The sequence below is a fragment of the Pseudomonas tolaasii NCPPB 2192 genome, assembly GCF_002813445.1.
GTDB lineage: Bacteria > Pseudomonadota > Gammaproteobacteria > Pseudomonadales > Pseudomonadaceae > Aquipseudomonas > Aquipseudomonas tolaasii.
In genome coordinates this window covers 2,146,831-2,168,870 of the sequence record NZ_PHHD01000001.1, presented here as the reverse complement: position 1 = coordinate 2,168,870, position 22,040 = coordinate 2,146,831, and the positions used below count along the sequence as shown (strand labels likewise).

Below are 22,040 nucleotides of genomic sequence, written 5' to 3'. Positions count from 1 at the left end.
TTTTTTTCGATGCAATACGCTTATCCCTTGCTGGCCATCTTCATTTGGGCCGGCAACACCGTGGTCAACAAACTCGCCGTAGGTTCGATCTTCCCCGCTGAAATCGGCTTTTACCGCTGGCTGCTGGCGGCGCTACTGTTCACGCCGTTCATGCTCAAGTCGGTGATTGCCAACTGGGCGCTGATCCGCCCGAACCTGGGCAAAATCTTCATTCTCGGCGTGCTGGGAATGGCGGTTTACCAAAGCCTGGCCTACTACGCCGCAACGGTCACCACGGCGACCAACATGGGCATCATCCTCTCGCTGATGCCGTTGATGGCATTGACCGCCGCGATCATTAGCCTTGGCCAGCGCCTGACCTTCGGCGCGCTGACCGGCGCAGTGCTGTCGTTTGCCGGCGTGGTGGTAGTGGTTTCAGCCGGCAGCCTCGGCGCCTTGCTGCAACACGGCGTCAACCTGGGCGACGGCATGATGCTGGTCGCCACCCTCGCCTACGCGGTCTACAGCACCCTGTTGAAAAAATGGCATCTGCGCCTGCCGCCGCTGGTGTTGTTGTACTTGCAGATTCTGGTGGCGGTGGTGGTGCTGTTTCCGCTGTTCCTGTTTTCGGCGAAAGCGGGTCTTGGCTGGGCGAATGTCCCGTTGATTCTGTACGCGTGCTTGCTGGCTTCGATGCTGGCGCCGCTGGCCTGGATGCACTCGGTGAAAACCCTCGGGCCGAGCCGCACCACGTTGTTTTTCAACTTGCTGCCGCTGATCACCGCGCTGATTGCGGCGGTGGTGTTGAAGGAGCAGTTGGCGATGTATCACTTGGTCGGGGGGTTGTTGACCCTGGGCGGGGTGATTTTGTCGGAGCGCTGGACGACGCCGGTGCGCCGTGAGGTCGGCGTTGCCTGATCCATTGTCATCGCAGGCAAGCCAGCTCCCACATTTGACCGAGTTCTACCTTTGGAACGCAGGCAACTGTGGGAGCTCGCTTGCCTGCGATGAACGATAACTCGGTCCCCGCTAAACCCCCGCCGCCTTCAACCGCCGCGCATGCTCAACAAACAACCGGATCGGCTCCGCCCCTTTGCCCACCAGCCCCAGCGACTGGTTGACGATGTCGAAATGATCCAGCGCGTAGTCGTCGCCGATCACCCACCCCAGGTGTGAACTGTAACGCCCCACCATGCCGTCGCACTGGCCTTTCTCGCGCACAAAACTGCGGGCAAACAGGCGGCAGCTGCGGTTCGTGCCATCGAACAGGTTGCGTCCACGGTCGGTGATGCCCGGCTGCAAGGTGCCGGACCACGAGTAATAACGCACACCGTTGACCTCCTCGGCGCCCTGCCCGCCCCACGTGAGTGGCAGGCCTTGGGGATATTGTTGATTGAACAACGCCACGCCGGCACTCGTCAGCGAATGGTGCGACGCCTGCAGGTCAGCCTTGAAGCGCGGCCCGCGATAGCCGGTTTCCAGCAGCCACATTACCCACGCAACCCAATGAAATGCGGCGCTCATGAGGCGGCCTTTCACGCTCTTGGCCGGGTAATTCGCGTGAATATGGTCGGCCAGCTCCGACCCCTGATTGGGCCCCGCCACCGATGTTACCGACGCCACCCATTCAGGGCGCCTGGCCGCGGCGTAACGCGCGGTGAGAGCGCCCTGGCTGTGGCCGATCAGGTTGACCTTGTCGGCGCCGGTTTCGCGGCGGATCCGTTCGATCTGCACCAACAGCTGTTCACCGCGCACTTCGCTGGAATCCAGCGGCGCCACCTGCACGGGAAATACTTGCGCCCCGCCGGCCCGCAACGCCGGGACAATGCCGTACCAATAGGGAAACAACCCCACGCGCACGAACCCCAGCATGCCAGGGACCAGCACCAGGGGATAACGTGTGGCCAGGGAGTGCGGCATGGGGCAGCGGCTCAGGTCAGGGATGGATCCATCCTAGACCAGTGTTTCATAAATCGACATGACCGCCCCATGACAGGCTCATGACACCTTAAAAGCCCTCGGCAAACGCGTGCAATTGACGCTCAGCCTCTGCACAGGCGCGCAGGAACACGCTTTTGTCCGACTCCTCCCCCTCTGCGGCGATCACACTCACATCATCGATGCCGATGTAACCCAACACTGTGCGCAGGTGCGGGTCCGCGTGGTTCATCCATTCAAATTCACCGCCCGGGCCGAACCCGCTGCCGCCGCGGCTGGTGATGATCAAGGCTTTTTTGCCCTTCAGCAGCGCCTGATACTGCGCGATACCGTTGCTGTCCTGGGTGATATCGAAGGTCAGGCCCATGCGCACAATCTGGTCGATCCACGCCTTGAGGCCGCTGGGCACGCCGAAGTTGTAAAGCGGCATGGCGATCACCAACAGCTCATGCTCGATGAGTTCGCCAACCAGTTCATCGCTCAGTTGCAGGTCGGCCTTCATCACCTTCGGCAGCGACTGCGGCTCCGGGTAAAAGTTGGCGGCCACAAAGGCCTCGGTGACGTGGGGAATAAAGGCTCGCCCGACTTCGCGGCGAGTCACCTGCGCGCCGGGGTTTGCCGCTTGCCACACCTCAAGAAACGACTCGGCCAGGCGCCGGGAATGAGAACGCTCGCCGCGCGGGCTGGCGTGAATCACTAGCATTTTTTTCATGTGTATAACCTTGGCAAGTTAAACTCCGACGGTTTGAATGGCCGCCGTTCGTGCTCGCCAATCTAGAGCCGAGCGCCCAGACGGACAAATGATCAATAGTTAGTCCGGATGAACTCATTTCACCTGTGGAGCTGACATGTTTGCCACACTGCCCCTGACGGCCTTGCGCACGTTTGAATCGGCGTCACGCCTGCTGAGCTTCAAAGCCGCCGCCGAAGAGCTGTCGGTGACGCCCACGGCGGTGTCCCATCAGATCCGCAGCCTGGAAACCTGGCTGGGCATTGCCCTCTTCGAACGCCTGCCGCGTCAGGTCCGCCTCACCGAAGGCGGCGAGCGGCTATTTCAAAGCCTGCACGGCGCCTTGCTCGACGTGGCGCACAGCCTCGACACACTGCGTCCGCAACGCAGTGCCGGGCAGCTCACGGTGTCCACCACGCCGGCGTTTGCCGCGCTGTGGCTGGTACCCAGGCTGGGGCGATTCTATGCCGCTCACCCGGATATCAGCCTGCGCCTGGACACCCGCTGCGCGGTGGTCGACCTGCAGCAGGACGCCAGCGTCGACCTGGTGATTCGCTACAGCCTCGGCGACTACCCGCAGTTGTATGGCCAATGCCTGTTTGACGAGTCCTTTGCGTTGTACGGCTCACCCGAACAGGTGGCACGGGCGGCCAGTCATGTACCGACGCTGATCAGCGTGCGCTGGCACAACTCCGACCTGTACGCGTTGGGCTGGAAGGCCTGGTGCGAAAAAGCCGGCGAAACCTGGCTGGCCCACACCTCACTGTTGCGCGAATACGACGAAGAGCACTACGCGCTGCAAGCGGCGATTGCCGGCCAGGGTTTGGTGCTGGCGAGCAATATTCTGGTGTCGGAAAGCGTGGCGTCGGGCCTGCTGGTGCCGTACCGCCCTCAGGTGCGCGTGGATGGCGCCGGTTACAGCGCGCTGTGCGTGCCGGGCCGCGAGCGTCATCCGCCGGTGCGCGCGTTTTTCCAGTGGGTACAGGAAGAAGCGAAGCTCTCCGGCCACGCACTTTGAAATCCGATAAAACTTTTTGCGTCGGCCAACACTCACAACCTGGAGCGATCACGCCGGCAGAGCGTGGCGCAAAACCGGATTAGCACCAGGAGAATGAGATGACTGAAGCACACTTGACTGACGTTGCGACCCTGCGCAGCCGCGCCCGCCAGAACGTCGAAAACGGCGCCGTCACCGAAGGCTACGACGCCGACCGCAAAGAAATCATCCGCCTGCTCAACGAATCGCTGGCCACCGAACTGGTCTGCGTGTTGCGCTACAAGCGCCACTACTTCATGGCCACCGGCCTGAAGGCCAGCGTTGCCGCCGATGAGTTTCTCGAACACGCCACCCAGGAAGCCGAGCACGCCGACAAACTGGCCGAGCGCATCGTGCAATTGGGCGGTGAGCCGGAGTTCAACCCCGACCTGCTGTCGAAGAACTCCCACGCACAATACGTTGCGGGCAAGAACTTGAAGGAAATGGTCTACGAAGACCTGGTGGCCGAGCGCATCGCGGTGGACAGCTACCGCGAAATCATCCAGTACATCGGCGACAAGGACCCAACCACCCGCCGTATCTTCGAAGACATCCTGGCCCAGGAAGAAGAACACGCCGACGACATGGCGGATATTCTGCAGGACCTGTAACCCGCTACACCGCTGAACCCCATGTGGAAGTTGGACTTGTGTGGGAGCTGGCTTGCCTGCGATAGCATCACTGCGGTGTGACTGACACACCGAGGTATCTGCATCGTGGGCAAGCCAGCTCCCACATTTTTGCCTGCGGTTTTGTCAGTCAGCCTTTGACGGTCTTCGGCGCCTTGCCTTCCTTCATCTGCTGCAACAGCGGCGCACACTGGTTCGGCTCATCCCCGCTCGGCGCTACCAGCGCGAGCAACCCGGCAGCCGGTCCGGCGATCACGCCCAGCGCCACCATGCCCGCACCGCGCAGGGCCAGCGGAATGGCTTTCACACCCGCGTTAGGCTTGATGAACGACCCGTTGACGTACAACGGCGAGCGCAGGGAAAACAGGCGAAAGCCCTTGGATTCAGGCGTGATGGTCAGGTCCAGTTGCTCGCTGGCCATGTTCGCCGTGCCATCGATGTAGATGATGGCGTTCTCGGTATCGAACACAAACAGTCGCGTCGTCGCCAGGCCGGTCTTGATGCCGAAGTCGGCCGCTGCGCAGTTGATCTTCACTTCCTTGTCGCCGAACAGGCGGCCGACCACGTAGTTGCCCACGTTGAGCCCGGCGATCTCCATCAGGCTGCGGCTGATCGCGCCATCGTTGATGAGCATTTTCAGGTCACCGTTGGACGTGCCCAGCAACGCCGCCACGGAGTTGCCGCGCCCGGAAATATCCGCGTCGCCGTTCAGTTCACCAAAGCTGGTTTTCATCGGCTCGAAGGTCGGGAACAACTGCTTGAGCTTGAAGTTGCGTGCCGTCAGTTTGGCGCGGCCCTCCATCGGCGTGATGCGGCCATTCAAGCGAATCTGCGCGTCGAGTTTGCCGCCGGCCACGCCAAAGCGCAGAGGCTCCAGGCTCAGTTGGCCATCATTCAGGACGACGTGAGTGTAAAGGTCGGTGAAAGGCAGCTCGGCACTGTGCACGATGCGCTTGCCGGTGAACTCCACGTCGGCATCCATATCGCGCCAGCGTTCGGTGCGGAACTCTTCCACCGGCAGCACTTTGGTCGCCGGTTGCTTGCTTTCGCCGCCACGGGCTTTTTGCTTGGCATTGGAGTCCGCGCCGATCAGGGGCGCGAGGTCGGCCATCAGCAACTGGTTGGAGACCAGTGCGCCGGTGAGCTTGGGCCGTGGCTGGCTGGCGACGTAGCCCAGGTTGCCATGGATATCGCTGTTGCCGATCTTGCCGTTGAAGTTCTCGTAGGTGAACGACGCGCCGCCGGCTTCGTGCAGCTTGGCGATCAAGTGGCCGTCGGTGGAATAGGCCGGCGAATCCGGCAGAGTCACGCCGGTCAGCGGGTAGAGGTTGCCCAGGCTGCTGCCGGAGAGTTTCAGGCGCAGGTCCAGGGCGCCGAGGTTCAGCGGGTCGGTAAGGGTGCCGGCGAGGGCGATGCTGGTGTCGGCAATCCTTGCCTGGGCTTGCAGCGGAAACGGCTTGGCCGCGTCCTGCAAGGCCAGCAGGCCACCGATTTTGCCGGTGCCGTCGAGCTTCTGGCCGTGGTATTGGCCTTTGACCTTGAGGCCGAAAGCATAGTCCTGGGGCGCCGAGCCTTTTTCCAGGGCCTTTTTGGCATCTGCGTCACCGACGATCTCGCCGAAGGGAATCGGCTTGCCCAGCGGGTCGATGATTACATCCAGTTGAGTCTTGAGGGTTTGGTCGTCAAGGGTTACGTGGCCCTTGTCAAAGCCGATGGCGCCGATGTCCACCACCCAGCTGGAGGGTTCGGCGTTCGGGTCTTTGGGGTCGAATGTGAAGGTCCAGTTGGCACGGCCGTCGGCCAGGCGCTGCAAATCGGCGCTCGGTTCAGTGAGGTCGATGCGCGGGATCACTACGCGCTGTACCAGCAAGGCCAGGGGCGAAATACGCAACTCGACCTTCTTGAGCGTGACCATCTGCGGCTTTTTCGACCAATCGGGGTTGCCCAGGGTCAGGTCCTCGGCAATCACGTGGGGCCACGGCACCCAGGCGCGCCAGCCGCCTTCGTCGGGCTCTCGCGCCCACACCACGGCCAGGTTGCCATTGATGGCGAAGGGGCGGTGCAGTTCTTCAGAGACCTTGGCATTGAGCGGCGGCTTGATGCGGTTCCAGTCAAAAAACACCAGAACCAATACCACCACAGCGATTAATACAACGAAGCTGGCGCAGCTCCAGGCGACGATTTTACGAGTGCGCGTCATTGCACAGGACTCCTCAACACGAATAGCTGAACTACAGCTCATAAGGCTACGACTGGCAAACGGCGCGGGGGTTTAACCCGATCGGTGAATTAGTCGCAAAAAGCCATTTTCCTGATCGACCGGACAGTTTTAATCATCGACGGCGCACCAATGTTACCCACCTCCGTGTCGAAAATACCCAGCACGGTGCAAAACCGCGGGCTTGAGAGGTGCGATTTAGAGCCTTCGAGGGGAACAATCAATTCTGTTGATTATTACCATTGTGTTTATGAACTTTTATATCGACTTATCGAGAGTAGCATTAGCCCTGTACCCACTTTATCGCCCTCCCAAGGAGCAACTCTCATGAAACGCCAAGTACTCGCAGTCGCCCTGCTTTCCGTCCTCGCTTCCAGTGCCTTTGCCCTGCCAGCTGCCGAACAGGCGACCCCACAGAACAAAGCCCAAGCCGTTGAATCCAGCCAGACCCTGGCCCGCAGCGGTTCGCAGGAAGAAGAAAACCGTGACTACGCCAAAGGTGCCGTCGCTGAAAATGGTTCGGAACACGCCAACAAACGCGCCTACACCGAAGGTGTGGCTGAAGGTGGCCGTGATCGCCTGGAACAGAAAGGTCTGGTAGAAGGCGGTGCTGAACAAGCCAACAAACGCGCTTACACCGATGGCGTTGCCGAAGGTGGTTCCGACCGCCTGCAAGAACTGCATCAAGCACAGAGCTAACCCCGTGGTGGCCCATAAAAAAGCCCGATCCGCCGATCGGGCTTTTGCTTTTTCATAGACCACGTCACGCCTCGCCCCCGCCAAGTTCGACGCCGGCAAAGCGGTTTTGCTAGAGTGCGTCGCTGTACTCGCCGACAAAGCCCACCCGCCGATGCTGCCCCGCGCCGAACAAAAGCAACAGACCCGCCTTGCCTTGATGGACGCAGCCCGCCATCTGATGGAGTGTGGCCGCGGGTTTGGCAGCCTGAGCCTGCGCGAAGTGGCCAAAACCGCGGGCATCGTGCCGACCGGGTTCTATCGCCATTTCGATGACATGGACCAACTGGGCCTGGTGCTGGTGAGTGAAGTCGGCCAGACCTTTCGCGCCACGATCCGCCTGGTGCGCCATAACGAATTCGTGATGGGCGGCATTATTGATGCCTCCGTGCGGATCTTTCTGGATGTGGTGTCGGCCAACCGCTCACAGTTCCTGTTCCTGGCCCGCGAGCAATACGGCGGCTGCCTGGCCGTGCGCCAGGCCATCGGCGCCTTGCGCGAAGACATCACCCGCGACCTGGCGGCCGACCTGACGCTGATGCCCAAGTTGCAGCACCTGGATGCCGAAGGCTTGCATGTGATGGCCGACCTGATCGTCAAAAGCGTGTTCGCCACCCTGCCTGACATCATCGACCCGCCGGCCCACGCCTTGCCCGAGCACCTCACGCCTCAGGCGAAGATCACCCAGCAACTGCGCTTTATCTTCATCGGCCTCAAGCACTGGCAAGGGCTGGGCAGCACCGAGTAAAGCGCTCAGCCCGCCGCGTGAAAGCGCTTGGCGGTGGTGTAGTTCTTCTTCCAGTAGCTGTTACTCAGCGAATCAATGCGCACACGCTTGCCGGTACTCGGCGAATGGATGAACTTGCCCTGGCCGATATACAGGCCAACATGGCTGACGCGGCCACTCCCGTTACCCGAAAAAAACACCGCATCGCCGGGTTTGAGCGCGTCGCGCTTGACGGTTTTTGCCGTTGAACGGTGCATGCCGGAAGTCGTGCGGGGCAGCTGGATATTGGCCTCGGTCTTGAACAGATAGACCAGGAAACTGCTGCAATCGAAACCGCGCTCGGTGGAGGAACCACCAGCCTTGTAAGGCGTGCCCAGCAGTTCATGGGCGCGGTCGATCACGTTGTCGATGGATGTGGAGCGGTGCTGAAGGTTGGCCGAAGCCGATGGAACGGTACACATCAGACTGACGATGACTACACACAAAAATGACTTGAACATGATGGACGTCGCTGTGGATTAAACACGGCGCACAGCCTAATGAAACAGCGCGTAACTTTTGGAAGGCCGAATCCTGATGCCTCGTAGGAAAACTCCCAAAAAAACGTCAGCAGCGAAGTAGATGAAAGAAATTTCATGCAGCCTGCAACGGATCTCAACGCAAAACGCCCACATCCAGTGCTATAAAACCCATCACGCACCAAATTGAAACACTGCCGGAAAGCGCTGACGCCCTATTCGGTGGCATGACTGTGCCTGCCTACAGGGATTTCCCACACGCACTCGGGGTTGGCAAGCCCCTTGCTCTGCGTCTCTTATCGCTCATAGCTGGAAGCTTCCTGATGCTGGTGATCCACCGCCGAATCGCCCCCCAAGCCCTCTGGGCCGCAGAATTGCTGCTGAACTTCGAAGCCCGCAGCAAGAGCCGCCTGCGCTGTTTCAGTGCCGACGGTGAAGACGTCGGCCTGTTTCTGGAGCGCGGCCAGCCGCCGCTGCACGATGGCGAATTCCTGCAGGCCGAAGACGGACGCGTCGTACGCGTCTGCGCCCGCCCTGAACAACTGCTGCACGTCACCTGCAGCAGCGCCTTCGAACTGACCCGCGCCGCCTACCACCTGGGTAACCGCCACGTTGCCCTGCAAGTGGGGGATGGCTGGCTGCGCCTGCTCGACGATTACGTGCTCAAGGCCATGCTCGAACAACTGGGCGCCAGCACCGAAACCATCGAAGCGCCGTTCCAGCCGGAACACGGTGCCTACGGCGGTGGCCACCACCACTCGCGCCATGGCGACGAAGATTTCAACTACCCGCCCAAGCTGCACCAGTTCGGCGTACGTCTATGAACCCAGCCTGGGCGCTGTTGCGTCTGGCCAGTCCGCAATTGCCGATTGGCGGCTACAGCTATTCCCAAGGCCTGGAAATGGCCGTGGAAAATAGCCGGGTCAACGACGCCGCGAGCGCCCGACGCTGGATCAGTGATCAGTTATTGCTCAACCTCGCCCGCTTCGAAGCGCCGCTGCTGCTCGCTCATTGCCGCGCTGCAGCCGACGAGAACTGGCCGCGCCTGACGCAGCTGTGCGAAGAACATCGCGCCAGCCGCGAGACCCGCGAGCTGTACCAGGAAAGCCGGCAGATGGGGTACTCCCTGCAGCAACTGCTCAACGGTTTGCCTGAACTTGACGACGCGGCGCGCAGCTTTCTTGAAGGACAAACCGAGCCCCACCTGGCCCTCGGCTGGGCGTTGGCGGCCCGTGCATGGGCCATCAGCCCGGACGATGCCCTCGCCGCCTGGCTGTGGAGCTGGCTGGAAAACCAATTGGCCGTGCTGATGAAAACCCTGCCCCTGGGCCAGCAAGCCGCACAACGCCTGACCAGTGAACTGCTGCCCTTGTTGCAACAAGCCCAGCAGGACGCCGCCCGCATCGACCCCAACCCTTTGGGCAGCGCCGCTTTTGGCCTCGCCCTGGCCTGCATGGCGCATGAGCGCCAGTACAGCCGCCTGTTCCGTTCCTAGGAGACACACACATGAACACACAACCCCTGCGCGTCGGCATCGGCGGCCCGGTGGGCTCCGGCAAGACGGCCCTGACCCTGGCGCTGTGCCTGGCGCTGCGCGACCGCTACAACCTGGCGGTGGTCACCAACGACATCTACACCCGCGAGGATGCCGACTTTCTGGTGCGTAACCAGGCGCTGGCGCCCGAGCGTATCATTGGTGTGGAAACCGGCGGCTGCCCGCACACGGCGATTCGCGAAGACGCCTCGATCAACCTCGAAGCCGTAGACCAGCTCAACCGACGCTTCCCCGGCCTGGACCTGATTCTGGTGGAATCCGGCGGCGACAACCTGTCGGCCACCTTCAGCCCCGAGCTGTCGGACCTGACCATCTACGTGATCGATGTATCCGCCGGCGACAAGCTGCCGCGCAAAGGCGGGCCCGGGATTTGCAAATCCGATTTGCTGGTGATCAACAAAATCGACCTGGCCCCCCTGGTCGGCGCCTCGCTGGAGCTGATGAACAGCGACACCACACGCATGCGCAACGGCAAACCCTTTGTGTTCAGCAACCAGAAAACCGGCGTCGGCCTGGATGACATCGTTGCCTTTATCGAACGTCAGGGCTTGCTGACTGCGGCCTGATTCAACCCCCAAAAGGAGCCTGTTCATGGGTCTCAACAAACTTCTCGCAACCGCCGCCCTGCTGCTGGCTCCCGCCCTCGCCTTCGCTCACCCCGGGCATGGCGACAATGGGCTGGTGGCCGGTATCAGCCACCCGCTGGGCGGCATTGATCATTTATTAGCCATGGTCGCCGTCGGCCTGTGGGCCGCGCAGCAAAAAGGCAACGCGCGCTGGGCACTGCCGTGTGCGTTTGTCGGCACCATGCTGATGGGCGGCCTGCTCGGCTTTGAAGGCCTGGAGTTGCCGGCGCTGGAAAGCGGAATTGCCGCCTCGGTGCTGGCGCTGGGCCTGGCCGTGGCGCTGGCCGTGCGGCCGCCGCTGTTTGTGGCGGTGGGTGCGACGGCACTGTTTGCGCTGTTTCATGGTGTGGCCCATGGCCTGGAGCTGCCGGACATGTCCAGCCCCTGGGCGTATGCGGCGGGTTTCGTCGGCGCGACGGCGGTATTGCACGCGGCCGGCTATGCAGTCGTTCGTTTCCTGCCCGCGGCAGCGGCGCCGTTGGTGCGTGTAGCCGGGGCGGCTTCGGCGGCGACTGGGGCCTGGTTACTGGCTGGCTGAGCGATCGTTCCCACGCTCCGCGTGGGAATGCAGCCCGGGACGCTCCGCGTCCCAAAGCGCGACGCAGAGCGTCACAAAATGCATTCCCACGCAGAGCGTGGGAACGATCAGCCTGCTACCATGCGCGCCTACACCCCTGCCGTGACGACGCCAGCCAATGCCCAGCGCTTCCCAACCCTCCCTGAACACCGTGCTCACGCACTTCCACAGCCTGATCGTGCCGCTCTGGCAAGGCCCGGGCTGGAATGCCGAGCTGGCCCTGCCCTATGAAGCCCTGGACGCCGACCACCGGCCATTGCCGCCGCAACGCTACCGCGCCATGGCGTGCGCCCGTCAGTTGTACCTGTTCGCCAGCCTGATCGGCGAGCCTGGCGCAACGTTCGCTCAGGAACGCGCCGCCGCACTGTTCCGCTCGCTGCAACGGCACTTCCACGACGCCGAACATGGCGGCTGGTTCTACAGCATCGACCCCGCCGGCCAGCCGCTGGACAAGCGCAAAGACCTCTACACCCATGCCTTCATCATCTTCGCCTGCGCCCATTACTGGGCCAAAGTGCGCGAGCCGTTGGTGGAATCGGTGCTCAATGCCGCGCTGGATGTGGTGGCCGAACGTTTCGCCACGGGCGACGGCCTGTACGAAGCGGTGCTGGAGCGCAACTGGTCATCGCTCAACTCCGGGCCGCTGCAAAACCCGTTGATGCACTTGGCCGAAGGTTTCCTCGCCACCCTGGCCGTGCGTGAGGATGCCATTACACAGGACGCGCTGCTGGACCTGGCGACCGCCATGCAGAAGCGCTTCATCGACCGCCAGACCGGCGTGATGATGGAGAAACCGCTGGGCGCTGTGGATAACTGGTTTGAGCCGGGGCACCAGTTCGAATGGTTCTTTTTGCTGGAGTCGTCGGCAGTATTGCGCGGTACGCCGTTGCATGGGTCTTTGACCCGCGCGTTTGCCTACGCTGAACAGAAGGGTGTGGATAACGTGACGGGGGCCGTCAGCGGCATGCTTGCCCTTGACGGCAGCGTACGCGACGGTACGCAGCGCATCTGGGCCCAGGCCGAATACCTGCGGGCGCTGACCTTGCGGCCGAACAGCGACGCGGTGCTGCAACGCCAATTGCTGGCGCTGCAGCAGCACTTTTTGCATGAGAAGGGCTGGAATGAATGCCTGGACGCCAAGGGTGCCGTGAGCCGGCGGGATATGCCGTCGACTACGCCTTATCATTTGGCGACTTGCTATCAGGGTTTGATCCAGCATTTGGGCTGACTTTCAGGGCCTCATCGCAGGCGAGCCAGCTCCCACATTCGAATGTATATGTGGGAGCGGGCTTGCCTGCGATAGCGGTCTACCTGACGGTCACGCAACCCACTTGCGATCCCCGGTAAAACTGATCGTCAACCAGCGCGCCGCATCCGGCTTGCCGAGTCCTGTGGATATCTCCTCGCGCAACCCATCGAGCGTCGCCACGTTATCCACCGGGTAATCCGCCGGCAGCACCACATGAATCTCGATAAACCGCGCCCGCCCGTGCTTTTGCACGTAGGACACGTAGTCGTCGAAACCATGCTTGGCCTGGGCCGCGTCCATCACCTCGCGCACCTTGTCGTCCAACTGGTCCGGGGCAATGCCGAGCACCTCGCGCAACGCCGGGCGCAGGATCTTCAGCGCCGGCGCCAGCATGCTCAGGGCCAGCAGGATCAGAATCAACGGGTCGACATACACCGCCCACTCGCCGTAGCCCTGAGACTTGAGCAGCAGTGCCGCCAGGAAGCTGATCAGCAAGCCCACCGACAGCATCGCGTCCACCAGCCAACTGATGTTGTCGAACTGGATCAGCGAGGACTTGAGCGTGCGATTGCGATAGCGCACGTAGAAGAAGTAGGCGAATTCAACAACGGTGAACACCGCTGCATAAATGATCACCAGCCCCAGCTCGATCTCGCGCCCGCCATTGATAATGCCGAACACACCGTTGAGGAATGCATAGATGGCGATCAGCAACAGAAAACTGCCTTCGATCAGCAGCACCATGGGCTCCAGGTGCCAGTAGCCGAACTGAAAGCGCTCGTTGCTTTTCTTGGCAATCAGCTTGGCCGTGATCAGCATCAACACCTTGATGGCGGTGGCGATCAGCGAGAAAAAGCCGTCGAACAGAATGGATTGGGCGCCGGATATCACACCCGTGACAATCCCGGCGATCGCGACGGCGAACATCAGGATGGTCGATTGTTTGAGCAGTGCCTGCTCACCTCGGTTACTCACATTTCCTCCCGTCAAAACCTTAAATCCGCACAGTGCGGAGGGGATTTACCGGGGGGAGTGTACCTTATGGCCTGTTTTTGACCGATTGTGGCGAGGGAGCTTGCTCCCTCGCCACAAAAGAAATCAGCCTTTGGCGCCACGCTCGATAGCAAAACCTGCCCAGCTCTGGCTCACCGGCATCAGTTCCAGACGGTTGATGTTCACGTGCGCCGGGGTGTTCAGCACCCAGAAGATGGTATCGGCAATGTCCTGCGGCTGGATCGGCTCGGCACCAGCATAAGTGGCGTCATAGCGCGCCTGATCACCGCCGAAGCGCACTAGCGAGAACTCGCTTTCGCACAGGCCCGGCTCGATGTTGGTCACGCGCACGCCCGTGCCCTGCAGGTCGCAACGCAGGCTCAGGGAGAACTGTTTGACGAATGCCTTGGAGCCGCCATACACGTGGCTGCCCGGGTACGGGTAGCTGCCGGCGATGGAACCCAGGTTGATGATGCCGGCGCCACGGCCATGGGCGATCAAGCGCGGCAACAGCAGGTGAGTGGTGGTCAGCAGGCCCTTGATGTTGGTGTCGACCATGGTCTCCCAATCATCGAGGCTGCACTTGGGCGCAGGGTCGGCACCCAGGGCCAGGCCGGCATTGTTGATCAGCCCGCGCAATTTGGCGAAGGAAGGCGGCAGGTTGGCAATCGCCTCCTCCATGCCTTTGCGGTCACGCACGTCTACCACCAGGCCGTGCACTTCGGTCTGTTTGGACAGCTCTTCAACCAATGCATTCAAGCGGTCGGCACGACGACCAGTGAGCACCAGTTTCCAGCCGGCTTCGGCAAAACGACGGGCGCAGGCTTCGCCAAAACCGGAAGTGGCGCCAGTGATAAACAGCGTGTCGGACATGGTGTTCTCCTTGCGGGCATCGGGGAAAAAAACAGCCAGCAGAATGCCCGTACGCCGCCGTTGCGGCAACCGCCACGCGCAAGACTTCATCTACAACTGATCATTATTTAATCACTTCAAGCAACGCCTTATAAACCGTGGCCTGCAGCCACATGCGCGCAGGTTATCCACAACTGCGCCCACAGTCTTTGGGGGCAAGTGCAAACCGCGTCAGCCCGCTGTACACAAGGCCTGCAGGCGATTTTAGAAAGTTTATTGCTTGACCTGAGCCAGGCCGTATGTAGGCCCCTGTGAAGCGGAAAAATCCGAACGATGGCTCCAGGCCAGTCATTCCGGCCCCTGCGGCCGTCTTTCCAGAGTTTAATCACAGACTTATCCACAGGCTGAAGGGACATATTTCGGTCATATACCTGTGTCTTTAAACAGGTTGACAAAACCCTCGGAGGGCGCCGAAAAAACCGCTGATCAATAAACGACCACCACGCTGCAAGCCACGGCTTTAAAGGCTTTCAGCCAAGTACTACCACGTTACCCACAGCCGGTTCCACAGCCGGTGGGGACAAGTCAAAACTGTGACAAAACAGGGATTTGCGGCGGCTATATGTCGCGCTTTGGAGGGTGGCTGGATTTGTTTTCCACAATTTCCGGAAAGGTCTGTGGATAGCACAAAAAAGAATGCAGGAGCCGCTTTGTGTGGGAGCTGGCTTGCCTGCGATAGCAGCAACTCGGTTCACCAGATGGACCGAGGTGTCTGCATCGCAGGCAAGCCAGCTCCCACAGAGCCAGCGTCAAACTTTAGATCAATGCCCGCCGAGGTAGGCGTTGCGCACTTCCTCGTTCACCAGCAATTCCTTGCCGGTACCCGTCAGGCGAATCTCGCCGTTGACCATCACATAGGCCCGGTCCGACAGGCGCAACGCATGGTTGGCGTTCTGTTCCACCAGAAAGATGGTCATGCCTGTGGCCGCCAGCTCGCGCAGGGTGGCGAAAATCTGCTTCACCACAATCGGTGCCAGGCCCAGGCTCGGTTCGTCCAGCAACAGCAGCTTGGGCCGGCTCATCAGCGCGCGGGCGATGGCGAGCATTTGCTGCTCGCCACCGGACATGGTCATGGCCCGCTGGGTACGCCGTTCCTTGAGCCGCGGGAACAGCTCGAACATGCGCTGCATGTCTTCCTGAGCGAACTTGTCACCAATCGGAATGGTGCCCATCAGCAGGTTTTCCTCAACCGTCATGTCGGGGAACACCCGCCGCCCTTCCGGCGACTGCGCAATGCCGTTGGAGGCGATGTAGTGGGACGACTTGTGGGTAATGTCGACGCCGTTGTACAGAATCTGCCCCGACTCGGCGCGCGGCTGGCCGAAAATCGACATCAGCAGCGTGGACTTGCCCGCGCCGTTGGAGCCGATCAGGCTGACCGTTTCGCCTTCGTTGATGTGCAGCGAGACTTTTTTCAGGGCCTGGATCGGGCCGTAATACACGTCCAGGTCCTTCATTTCGAGGATAGGCCCGTTCATACAAGCTCCTCTTCGTCTGCGCCCAGGTAGGCGGCAATCACTTTCGGGTCGTTGCGGATCGCGTCCGGCCCGCCTTCGGCGATCACGTTGCCGTGGTCGAGCACCACGATGTGGTCGGAAATACTCATCACCATGCCCATGTCGTGTTCGATCAGCACCACCGTGAGGTCGTGTTCGTCGCGCAACAGGCGAATCATCGCGCTGAGGGCTTCGGTTTCCTGCGGGTTGAGGCCCGCTGCCGGTTCGTCCAGGCAGATGACCTGCGGCCGGGTGCACATGGCGCGGGCGATTTCCAGGCGGCGCTGCTGGCCGTAGGAAAGCTCACCGGCCAGGCGGTTGGCGCAGTCCACCAGGTCCACCACTTCCAGCCAGTAAAAAGCGTGGTCGAGGGCGTCGCTTTCAGCCTTGCGGTAGCCCTTGGTGTTGAGGATGCCCGCGAGCATGTTGCGGTTGACCCACATGTGCTGGGCCACCAGCAGGTTTTCCAGCACCGACATTTCCTTGAACAGGCGAATGTTCTGAAAGGTCCGCGCCAAACCCGCGCGGTTTACCAGGTGGGTGCCGCCGAACATCTTGTAGTACACACGGCTCAGGAAGCTTTTCGGCGACACGAAATCGACGGCTTTGAAGCGCTCGCCGAGCAACTGGATCACGTTTGTCTGCTTGCCGCGAAGGTTGAGTTCGATCTTGCCGCCGCTGGCTTTGTAAAAGCCGGTAAGGCAGTTGAACACCGTGGTTTTGCCGGCGCCGTTGGGACCGATCAGGGCGAAGATCGAGTTGCGTTCGACCTTGAGGCTCACATCGCTCAAGGCCTTGATGCCACCGAAGTGCATCATCAAATGTTCCACGCTGAGGACGATTTCCTTGCTCATGGCGCCACTCCTTTGCGCGGTGTCACACCGGTTCGGCTGATGCGGATCAAGCCGCGAGGGCGCCAGATCATCATCACCACCATCAACACGCCGAACAGCAGCACGCGGTATTCGGAGAAGCTGCGCAGCAATTCAGGGGCAACGGTCAACACGAACGCCGCGATCACCACGCCGACCGTCGAGCCCATGCCGCCCAATACCACGATGGCCAGGATCAGCGCCGACTCGAAGAAGGTAAACGACGACGGGTTGACGAAGCCTTGATAACTGGCAAAGAACACCCCCGCCAAACCGGCGGTAGACGCACCGATGGTGAACGCCGAGAGCTTGACCAGTACGTGGTTCAGGCCCATGGAACGGCAGGCGATTTCATCTTCGCGCAAGGCTTCCCAGGCGCGGCCCACCGGCATGCGGGTCAGGCGGTGCTTGATGTACAGCACGGCCAGCACCACCAGGAACAGCACGATGTAGATGAACATGAACTTGATGTTGGGGTTGTAATCGATGCCGAAGAACTCGTGGAACGGAATCCCGCCGTCCTTGGCCTTGCGCCCGAACTCCAGGCCCAGGAAGGTCGGCGAAGGCACCGGCATGCCATTCGGGCCGCCGGTAAACGACAGCCAGTTGTTGAGCACCAGGCGGATGATTTCACCGAAGCCCAGGGTCACGATCGCCAGGTAGTCACCGTGCATGCGCAAGACCGGGAAGCCGAGTATGCATCCCGCCAGCGCCGCACAAATGGCCGCCAGCGGCAGCACCGTCCAGAAGCCCAGGCCGAGGTATTGATAACCCAGCGCCAGGCCGTAGGCGCCGATGGCGTAGAACGCCACGTAACCCAGGTCGAGCAGGCCGGCCAGGCCGACCACGATGTTCAGGCCGAGCCCGAGCAGCACGTAGATCAGGCCGAGGATCACCACGGTCAGCAGGTACTTGTTGGCGAAGATCGGGAACACGATGGCAATCACGATCAGCGCCGGGATGATCCAGCGCAGCCGCGACTTGTAGTCTGGCGGCAGCACGTGCACACCGGAGCCACTGCTTTCGAAGCCCTGCAGGACCTTCAGGCCCTTGGGGGTTTGCAGAAACAGGCTCAGGGCGAAGCGGCCCGCCATCACGATGGCGACCAGGGTGGCCACACGGGCCGGTTCCAGGTTGAAGCTGTAGCCGTCGAGGACCACGCCGACGATCGGACCGAACACGATCAGGGAAATCAGCCCGGCGAGGACCGTATCGACCACACTTTTCTTGATATCGATGGGTTTGGCAGCAGACATGTTTACACCTTAGCCACGAGTGGGCGACCCAGCAGGCCCTGGGGACGGAAGATCAGAATCACCACCAGCAGGGAGAAACTGAACACGTCTTTGTAGTCGGAATTGATCAGCCCCGAGAACAGCGACTCGGAGATGCCCAGGATGATGCCGCCGAGCATGGCCCCCGGCAGGGAACCGATGCCGCCGAGTACCGCCGCGGTGAACGCCTTGATGCCGATGATGAAACCGGCATAGAAGTCGAACGTGCCGTAGTTGAGGGTGATCAGCACGCCTGCCAGCGCGGCCATGGCGGCACCGATGACAAACACGTAGGAAATCACGCGGTCGGTGTTGATGCCGAGGATCGACGCCATCTTGCGGTCTTGCTGCGTCGCACGGCACATGCGGCCCAGCTTGGTGTATTTGATGATGTAGGTCAGCAAGGCCATGCCCGCGAAGGCCGCGACCAGGATGAAGACCTTGGTGTACGTCAACTGAACGAAGCCGGTGCCGAAGTCGACACGCCAGGCACCGGCCAGCAGGGTAGGAATACCTTGTTGCTTGGCGCCCTGTGCGATCTGGGCGTAGTTCTGCAGGATCAGCGAGATCCCGATGGCGCTGATCAGCGGTGCCAACCGGGTGGAGTTGCGCAGGGGTTTATAGGCGACACGCTCGATGACCCAACCGTACACGCCGGTGACGACCACGGTGAAGATCAAGGTGCCGAGAATGAGCAGCGGGAAGGATTCGATGCCGAAGTAAGCCAGCAGTGCCAGACTGATCGCCGCGAGGTAAGCGGAAATCATATAAACCTCGCCATGGGCGAAGTTGATCATGCCAATGATGCCATAGACCATTGTGTAGCCGATGGCGATCAGGCCATAGACCGACCCGAGGGTCAGGCCGTTGACCAGTTGCTGCAGGAAAATACCATCCATAACGCAATCTCACGCGGTGAGCACCTGCACACCGGTGGGTGTGCGGCGCTTCTGGAGGAAAAGACAGATTTGTTGCCTGGCGGCAAGGCTCGAACAACCACAATCCATGTGGGAGCTGGCTTGCCTGCGATGCAGACACCGCGGTGCTTCAGATGTACTGCGGTGATGCAATCGCAGGCAAGCCAGCTCCCACAAGGATGGGTGGCGTTCAAGCTGTCGCGTTGATTACTTCTGTTTTTCCAGCTGGTGGTATTTGCCGTTGGCATCCCACTGGTAAACCACGTAGTCGGAGATTTTCAGGTCACCCTTGGTATCCCAGGCTTTTTCGCCCATCACGGTTTTCACCGGGTGAGCTTTCAGCCACTTGGCCGCGTCTTCGCCCTTGTTGGACTTGGAGCCGTTGAAGCCGGCCGCCAGGGCCTGGATCGAGGCGTAGGCGTACAGGGTGTAGCCTTCAGGTTCTACGCCAGCCTTGCGGAATTGCTCCACAACCGCCTTGCTGTCTGGCAGCAGGCGCGGGTCGGCGCCGAAGGTCATGTACACGCCGTCTACGTATTGCGCGCCGCCGGCGGTGGCCACCAGTTCGTCGGTCACAACGCCGTCATCGGACATGAACTTGACGTCTTTGAGGCCAGCTTCACGGATCTGGCGAACCAGCGGACCGGCTTCCGGGTGCAGGCCGCCGAAATACACGACGTCGGCGCCGGTAGAGCGGATTTTGGTCACCAGGGCGCTGAAGTCTTTCTCGCCACGGGTCAGGCCTTCTTCCAGCACAGGCTTCACGCCGCGCTTGGTCAACTGGGCAGCGGTGGCATCAGCCAGGCCTTTGCCGTAGGTGTCCTTGTCGTTGATGACGGCGACTTTTTTGCCTTTGAGCACGTCGACGATGTAGTCACCGGCCACGATGCCTTGCTGGTCGTCACGCCCGCACATGCGGAACACCGCGCCCAGGCCACGCTCGGTCACCTGCGGGTTGGTGGAGCCCGGGGTGATCATGATGATGCCCGCTTCGTCGTACACCTCGGACGCCGGGATGGTGTTGGAGGAGCAGAAGTGCCCGACCACGCCGATCACTTTGTCCTGGTCGGCCAGGCGGTTGGCCACGGCCACGGCCTGCTTGGGTTCGCAGGCGTCGTCACCGGCCACCAGCTTGATCTGCTCACCGTTGATGCCACCGGCCTTGTTGATCACATCGGCTGCCGCTTGGGCACCCTTCATGTACTGCTCACCGAAAGCTGCGTTGGCACCCGTCATCGGGCCTGCCACGCCAATCTTCACATCAGCTTGAACAAACGCAGAAACACCCAGCGCCGCTGCAACGGCGAGGGCCAGAAAACCTTTCTTGTAAAACGTCTGGGACATGAGTGGTGCTCCGATATTTTTGATTTTTGGCACGACAACTTGCATTCAAACTTTCCACTGAAAGCCCTGAGCAAGCGGCGTGCCATTACTTTTTTATTCTTCAAAAAGACACGGTGTCATTGTAGTTGCGGGCGTTTCGACTCCTTCGGCAAGGACGTGCAACCGTCTGGCATCAGAAGGTGCAACCCACACCACAAAAAAGTACAACCATGGCAGGTCGCACCTGCAACCAGATAGATAAACGACAGTTCCGGCACCTGTAACAATGTGCGTAACGGAACTGCACATTTACAGTGCGCGACTGCTACGACTTGCACCAATACAGATTAGTAGCCTGCTAAGAAAATGCAGGCTTTTGAAGGGTATTTCGCTGATCAGATCACGATCCGCAGACATTGCCCGGCGTGATACAGCGAGAATCCGGCTTCATACAGGCAACTGCGCAGGCCCACTCCGGCCAACGGCTGCATCGGCGCGAACGGAATCGGCAATGCCTGGGGATTCTGGTGACACAAATAGTCGGCAAACGCCTTGCCGACCACGCTGCCGGTGGTCACGCCGCGCCCGTTATAGCCCGTTACTGCCACGAGGCCCGGCGCCGGTTCGAACAGGCGCATGAGGTGGTCGGGGGTGAAGGCGATGCAGCCGGTCCAGGTGCACTCCCACTGCACCGATTTGAGGTACGGGAAGTAATGCTGCTGCACCCGATCGGCCCATGCCTTGAGGAACCACGCGGGTTTCTGGTTGCCGTTGCCCAGGCTGCCGAGCAACAGGCGGCCATCGGCATCGCGGCGGATGCTGCTCAGCACCTGGCGCGTATCCCACGAGCCCTGGCCGCCGGGCAGGATCTGCTGGGCGGCCTCGTCTGTCAGTGGCGCCGACGCGACCTGATAGTAGTAACCGGGAAAGAAATTGCGGCGCAGCTCGGTCCACTCGCCCTCGGTGTAGGCGTTGGAGGCGATCACCACCTGCGCCGCCTGCACCGCGCCCTGGGCGGTCTGCACCGACCAGTTCGAGCCCTGGCGCTCAAGTTGGGTGACCGGGGAATGGTCGAACAACTGCCCGCCCAGCCCGGCGGCCGCATTGGCCAAACCCGTGGTGTAAGCCATGGGGTTGAGCGTACCGGCACGCCGGTCGAGCAAGGCGGCGGCAATCTTTTTAGTGCCCGTGGCGTGCTCGCACGCCTGGCCGGTGAGCAGCTCGACCGGCGCCCCCCGGCGTTTCCATTGTTCTTCACGGCTGCGCAAATCCGCCTCGCCCCGGGCGTTGTGCGCCATGTGCAGGGTGCCTTCGCGGCGCAACTGGCAATCGATGTTGTATTTGTCGATAAGGCTGAACACCAGTGACGGCGCCGCGCCCAGCATGCGGTTGAGCTGGCTGCCCACCGCCTCGCCGAAACCGGCTTCGATCTCGTCCGGCGGGATCCACATGCCGGCGTTGACCAACCCGACGTTGCGCCCCGAACCGCCATGGCCGGTGCGATGAGCCTCCAGCACGGCGACAGTTTTACCTTGCTCCAGCAAATGGATAGCGGCCGACAAACCGGTAATGCCGGCGCCGATCACGCACACATCCACTTTGACCTCGCCCTTGAGCGCGGCACGATCGGGCCGGCCGGGGGTGAGTTGTTCCCATAAACATGCTTCGCGTAATGCCATTGCCAGACTCCGATGAGACCTAACAAACAACCATTATTCTGAATTGCAAACCCAATC

Annotated in this window: 22 protein-coding genes; 10 read left to right on the top strand and 12 right to left on the bottom strand. The window is 61.1% G+C overall.

Annotation, left to right across the window (positions count from 1 at the left end):
* Positions 1–9: 9 nt before the first annotated feature.
* Positions 10–897, top strand: a complete 888-nt coding sequence (locus ATI14_RS10040) for a DMT family transporter (RefSeq protein WP_016972560.1) — start codon at positions 10–12, stop codon at positions 895–897.
* A gap of 111 nt (positions 898–1,008) precedes the next feature.
* Here ATI14_RS10040 and ATI14_RS10035 read toward each other — a convergent pair whose 3' ends face one another.
* Positions 1,009–1,899, bottom strand: coding sequence for an esterase/lipase family protein (locus ATI14_RS10035; RefSeq protein WP_016972561.1), 891 nt, complete (start codon positions 1,897–1,899; stop codon positions 1,009–1,011).
* An 88-nt stretch (positions 1,900–1,987) separates the two neighbouring features.
* On the bottom strand, positions 1,988–2,629 hold the full coding sequence (locus ATI14_RS10030; protein WP_016972562.1) for an FMN-dependent NADH-azoreductase: 642 nt from the start codon (positions 2,627–2,629) through the stop codon (positions 1,988–1,990).
* 136 nt (positions 2,630–2,765) lie between these two features.
* Between ATI14_RS10030 and ATI14_RS10025 the strand changes: the two genes are divergently transcribed.
* Positions 2,766–3,665, top strand: a complete 900-nt coding sequence (locus tag ATI14_RS10025) for a LysR substrate-binding domain-containing protein (RefSeq protein WP_016972563.1) — start codon at positions 2,766–2,768, stop codon at positions 3,663–3,665.
* A 98-nt stretch (positions 3,666–3,763) separates the two neighbouring features.
* Positions 3,764–4,294, top strand: a complete 531-nt coding sequence (locus tag ATI14_RS10020; protein WP_016972564.1) for a ferritin-like domain-containing protein — start codon at positions 3,764–3,766, stop codon at positions 4,292–4,294.
* Positions 4,295–4,442: 148 nt separating this feature from the next.
* Here ATI14_RS10020 and ATI14_RS10015 read toward each other — a convergent pair whose 3' ends face one another.
* On the bottom strand, positions 4,443–6,512 hold the full coding sequence (locus ATI14_RS10015; RefSeq protein ID WP_080520633.1) for an AsmA family protein: 2,070 nt from the start codon (positions 6,510–6,512) through the stop codon (positions 4,443–4,445).
* Between the two features lie 345 nt (positions 6,513–6,857).
* On the opposite strand from ATI14_RS10015, the gene ATI14_RS10010 reads away from it, so the two are divergent.
* Positions 6,858–7,229, top strand: a complete 372-nt coding sequence (locus ATI14_RS10010; RefSeq protein WP_016972566.1) for a hypothetical protein — start codon at positions 6,858–6,860, stop codon at positions 7,227–7,229.
* 151 nt (positions 7,230–7,380) lie between these two features.
* Positions 7,381–8,013, top strand: a complete 633-nt coding sequence (locus ATI14_RS10005; RefSeq protein ID WP_016972567.1) for a TetR family transcriptional regulator — start codon at positions 7,381–7,383, stop codon at positions 8,011–8,013.
* A gap of 5 nt (positions 8,014–8,018) precedes the next feature.
* Here the strand turns inward: ATI14_RS10005 and ATI14_RS10000 are convergent, their stop codons facing one another.
* The gene (locus ATI14_RS10000) at positions 8,019–8,492 is read right to left on the bottom strand and encodes a C40 family peptidase (protein WP_080520634.1); all 474 of its coding nucleotides are present in this window, start codon (positions 8,490–8,492) and stop codon (positions 8,019–8,021) included.
* A gap of 341 nt (positions 8,493–8,833) precedes the next feature.
* Here ATI14_RS10000 and ureE point away from each other — a divergent pair, with 341 nt between their 5' ends.
* From ureE to ATI14_RS09975, 5 genes are all read left to right on the top strand, one after another.
* Positions 8,834–9,334: an urease accessory protein UreE gene (gene ureE, locus ATI14_RS09995; RefSeq protein WP_016972568.1), complete on the top strand. Its 501-nt coding sequence runs from the start codon at positions 8,834–8,836 to the stop codon at positions 9,332–9,334.
* Positions 9,331–10,005 carry an urease accessory protein UreF gene (locus tag ATI14_RS09990; protein WP_016972569.1) on the top strand — a complete coding sequence of 225 codons (675 nt, stop codon included), beginning with the start codon at positions 9,331–9,333 and terminating at the stop codon, positions 10,003–10,005. Before ureE ends, ATI14_RS09990 begins: the two co-directional genes overlap by 4 nt.
* An 11-nt stretch (positions 10,006–10,016) precedes the next feature.
* The gene (ureG, locus tag ATI14_RS09985) at positions 10,017–10,631 is read left to right on the top strand and encodes an urease accessory protein UreG (RefSeq protein ID WP_016972570.1); all 615 of its coding nucleotides are present in this window, start codon (positions 10,017–10,019) and stop codon (positions 10,629–10,631) included.
* 25 nt (positions 10,632–10,656) lie between these two features.
* Positions 10,657–11,229 carry a HupE/UreJ family protein gene (locus tag ATI14_RS09980; RefSeq protein WP_016972571.1) on the top strand — a complete coding sequence of 191 codons (573 nt, stop codon included), beginning with the start codon at positions 10,657–10,659 and terminating at the stop codon, positions 11,227–11,229.
* 157 nt (positions 11,230–11,386) lie between these two features.
* Entirely contained in the window at positions 11,387–12,496 is a 1,110-nt protein-coding gene (locus ATI14_RS09975; RefSeq protein WP_016972572.1) for an AGE family epimerase/isomerase, read from the top strand.
* A 90-nt stretch (positions 12,497–12,586) separates the two neighbouring features.
* On the opposite strand, the gene ATI14_RS09970 is transcribed toward ATI14_RS09975, so the two are convergent.
* The 8 genes from ATI14_RS09970 to amaA all read right to left on the bottom strand — a co-directional run bounded on the left by ATI14_RS09970 (position 12,587) and on the right by amaA (position 21,983).
* Positions 12,587–13,492, bottom strand: coding sequence for a cation diffusion facilitator family transporter (locus ATI14_RS09970; protein WP_016972573.1), 906 nt, complete (start codon positions 13,490–13,492; stop codon positions 12,587–12,589).
* Between the two features lie 123 nt (positions 13,493–13,615).
* A complete protein-coding gene (locus tag ATI14_RS09965; protein WP_016972574.1) occupies positions 13,616–14,383 on the bottom strand; it encodes an SDR family oxidoreductase in 768 nt (255 codons plus the stop codon).
* Positions 14,384–15,183: 800 nt separating this feature from the next.
* Positions 15,184–15,900, bottom strand: coding sequence for an ABC transporter ATP-binding protein (locus ATI14_RS09955; protein ID WP_016972575.1), 717 nt, complete (start codon positions 15,898–15,900; stop codon positions 15,184–15,186).
* Positions 15,897–16,772, bottom strand: coding sequence for an ABC transporter ATP-binding protein (locus ATI14_RS09950; RefSeq protein WP_016972576.1), 876 nt, complete (start codon positions 16,770–16,772; stop codon positions 15,897–15,899). The genes ATI14_RS09955 and ATI14_RS09950 overlap by 4 nt, the downstream gene beginning before the upstream one ends.
* On the bottom strand, positions 16,769–18,046 hold the full coding sequence (livM, locus tag ATI14_RS09945) for a high-affinity branched-chain amino acid ABC transporter permease LivM (protein ID WP_017254567.1): 1,278 nt from the start codon (positions 18,044–18,046) through the stop codon (positions 16,769–16,771). The genes ATI14_RS09950 and livM overlap by 4 nt, the downstream gene beginning before the upstream one ends.
* Positions 18,047–18,048: 2 nt before the next feature.
* On the bottom strand, positions 18,049–18,963 hold the full coding sequence (locus tag ATI14_RS09940) for an ABC transporter permease subunit (protein WP_016972578.1): 915 nt from the start codon (positions 18,961–18,963) through the stop codon (positions 18,049–18,051).
* A 225-nt stretch (positions 18,964–19,188) separates the two neighbouring features.
* Positions 19,189–20,325: a branched-chain amino acid ABC transporter substrate-binding protein gene (locus tag ATI14_RS09935; protein WP_031320119.1), complete on the bottom strand. Its 1,137-nt coding sequence runs from the start codon at positions 20,323–20,325 to the stop codon at positions 19,189–19,191.
* A 374-nt stretch (positions 20,326–20,699) separates the two neighbouring features.
* Entirely contained in the window at positions 20,700–21,983 is a 1,284-nt protein-coding gene (amaA, locus tag ATI14_RS09930; protein ID WP_017254565.1) for an L-pipecolate oxidase, read from the bottom strand.
* Positions 21,984–22,040: the final 57 nt, after the last annotated feature.